General features: G+C 74.5%; 1 protein-coding gene. It reads left to right on the forward strand.

The genetic code is table 11. The annotated features are described in order from the left end of the window. Window positions 1-186: 186 nt before the first annotated feature. Complete coding sequence (locus ACTUAL_RS16135) at window positions 187-2,805, forward strand: GH92 family glycosyl hydrolase (RefSeq protein ID WP_440900836.1); 2,619 nt, start codon at window positions 187-189, stop codon at window positions 2,803-2,805. Window positions 2,806-2,906: the final 101 nt, after the last annotated feature.

Raw genomic sequence — 2,906 nt, forward strand, 5'->3', positions numbered from 1 at the left:
GGGCGTGAGACTAGCCCCAGTGGGCCCTCGGCGGCAAGCGGGGTGAACACCCGGTGGCACGGACGTGGAATCGCTCCCACAAGTCCCTGTCCGGTGGACGGAAACCCCGTCGCGCGCTTCCCCGCGCCCAGGGACGGCCGGTAGACCCGAGGCGTGTCCGGGTTCAGTCGGAGAGGGCGGTGTCGCGTGCGCGCGTTCGCGGTGGGACTGGCGGGCCTCGTGCTCGCCTCAGGACTGGTGGCCACACCCCAAGCCCTCGCGGCACAACCGGGACCGGTCCCCGACCCGGTCGCCCACGTCGACCCGCTGATCGGCTCGGCGAACGGCGGCAACACCTACCCCGGCGCGGTCCGCCCGTTCGGGATGATCTCCTGGAGCCCCACCAGCACCGCGGGCGACCAGACCAACACCGCCGCCGCCAACGGCTACTCGCACAACACCACCCGCGTGCGCGGCTTCAGCCTCACCCCCGTCACCGGCGCGGGCTGCCACCCCGGCGCGGCGGGCGACGTGCCGATCATGCCGTTCGTCGGCGAGGTCACCTCCTCGCCCACCGCCGACGTGCGCGACCAGGTCTACGCCAGCGACTTCCGGCACGAGGACGAGACCGCCACCCCCGGCCGCTACACCGTCGCCCTCGCCTCCGGCGCGTCCGCCGACCTGGCCGTCACCACCCGCGCCGGCATCGGCGACTTCGCGTTCCCCCGAGGGAAACCCGCCGCGCTCCTGTTCCGCACCTCGAACTCGCTCAACGGCAGCGAGGACGCCGAGATCACCATCGACCCGGCCGCCCGCACCGTCTCGGGCTCGGTCCTCACCGGCGCGTTCTGCGGTCGCCGCGCGAACGGCGGCGCCAACAACAAGAAGACCTACTACCGCCTGCACTTCACCGCCGCGTTCGACCGCCCGTTCGCAGGAACCGGGACCTGGCGCGACGGGACCCTGAACCCCGGCGCCACCACCGCGTCCGGCGGCGAGGGCTACGAGACCGGCGCCGCCCGCCAGGGCCGGGGCTCCGGCGGCTACGTCACGTTCGACACCACCACCGACACCGACGTGCGGGTGCGCGTCGGGATCTCCTACACCAGCGCGGAAGCCGCCCGCCGCAACCTCGACCACGAGATCGGCCGCGCCGCCACCACCGACCGCGTGGCCGCCGACGCCCGCCGCGAGTGGAACCGCCAACTGCGCGCGGTCGAGGTCTCCGGCGGGACCGACGACCTGCGCACCACGTTCTACACCGCGCTGTACCACGCCTTCCTGCAACCGAACGTCACCAGCGACGTCGCGGGCGCCTACCTCGGCTCGGACCGGGAGATCCACCGCCTCGAACGCGGACAACGCGCCCAGTACGGCAACTTCTCCGGCTGGGACCAGTACCGCGCCCACACCCAACTCCTCGCCCTGCTGGAGCCGGAGGTCGCCTCCGACTACGCCCAGTCCCTGCTCAACCTCGCCGAGCAGAACGGCGGCGTCTGGGACCGCTGGGTCCACGTCAACGGCCCCACCCACGTGATGACCGGCGACCCGTCCGCACCCGCCCTCGCCGGGATGCACGCCATGGGGGCCGAGGACTTCGACGTGCGCGGCGCGTTCGACTCCCTGGTGCGGCAAGCCACCACCCCGCACCCCGACGGCCTGTCCGACAGGGGCTGCCCCGGCCAGTGCGAGGGCCAGCGCCCGAACCTGGCCGAGCACCTGCGCCTGGGCTACGCCCCGCAGGACACCTGCCACTGCTGGGGAGGCGCCGCCGAGACCCTGGAGGCCGCCGTCGCCGACGCCGCGCTCGCCGACTGGGCCGGGAAGCTCGGCCGCGCCGACGTGCGCGCCGCCCTGCTGCCCAGGGCGAGCTGGTGGCGCAACACCTTCAACCCCTCCGCCGGGGACACCGGCTACCAGCAGGCTCGCGCCGCCGACGGCGCCTGGACGTGGCCGTTCAGCCCGTCCTCCGACCTCGGCTTCGCCCAGGGCACCAGCTCCACCTACACCTGGATGGTCCCGCAGGACGTCTCCGGCCTGGCCGCCGCGATGGGCGGCAGGGACCGCGCGATCACCAGGTTGGACGCCTTCTTCCACCGCCCCGACGGCTCGTGGGCCACCGGAGGCGACGGCCTGCGCTACGACCCGACCAACGAGCCCGGCATCCACACCCCGTGGCTGTACAACGCGCTGGGCGCGCCGTGGAAGACCCAGGAGACCGTGCGCGCCATGGCGTCCCTGGTCTACGGCACCGGTCCCGGCGGCCTGCCCGGCAACGACGACCTGGGCACGATGTCCGCCTGGTACGCGTTCGCCGCGCTCGGCATCTACCCGCAGACCCCGAGCCGCGCCGAACTGCTGCTGTCCAGCCCGCTGTTCCCCAAAGCCGTCCTGCACCGCGACGGCGCCCCGGACATCACGATCACCGCGCCGAACGCCTCGGCGGAGAACGCCTACGTGCGCGGCGCGAAGCTCGACGGCCGCGCGCACGACCGCTCCTGGCTCCCGGAATCCGTGGTCCGCCACGGGGGAGCCGTCACCATCGACGTGGCCCCCACCCCGAACCCCACCTGGGGCGCCGGCGACCTGCCCGTGGACCACGTGACGCCCGCCGCCACCCCGGTGCCGAACCTGCCCGGCCCGAGGTTCGCCGAACGGGTGCCCGCCACCGCGAGCACCCGCCACCGCGTCGACGGCACGGCGGACGGCCGGACCGCTCGCCTGTGGCGGGTGACCGTCCCCCTGGACCCGGACGTCCGCACCACGTCGGTGGTCCTGGGCGCGAACCCGAACGTGAAGGTGCTCGCGCTCAGCGCGGCGGGCTGAGCCGGTCGAACCGCCCCCGCGCGGGGAGCGGGTGCGGCATGATGACCGCTGGTCCCGACCTGGGGGGGGGGCCCCGCCCCCGGCCCCCCGCCAAACACCCC

It is taken from the genome of Actinosynnema sp., assembly GCF_052038725.1.